The sequence below is a fragment of the Patiriisocius sp. 208BN25-11 genome, assembly GCF_058147145.1.
Window position 1 is genome coordinate 1 of sequence record NZ_JBYVJY010000154.1, and the last position, 234, is coordinate 234.

A 234-nucleotide genomic window follows, 5' to 3' on the forward strand; every position below is an offset into this window, starting at 1 on the left:
TTGGAGTATTAGGTTCGCTTCACTATGAAATTACGGTGTTAACGGCATTAATACCACCACTTATTATTGTCATTGGTATTCCCAATTGTATTTTCTTAATCAATAAATACCAACAAGAAGTTAAGCAACATGGAAATCAGGCTCAATCCTTACAGCGTGTTATTGCCAAGGTAGGAAATGCCACCTTGATGACCAATGTAACTACTGCTTCTGGTTTTGCAACCTTTATTTTAA

At 35.9% G+C, this 234-nt stretch carries 1 protein-coding gene; it reads left to right on the forward strand.

Features of this window, described 5'->3' with window-relative positions; genetic code table 11:
- A partial coding sequence (locus ACY2RS_RS15950; protein ID WP_490099633.1) for an MMPL family transporter occupies positions 1-234 on the forward strand: 234 nt, incomplete at both ends.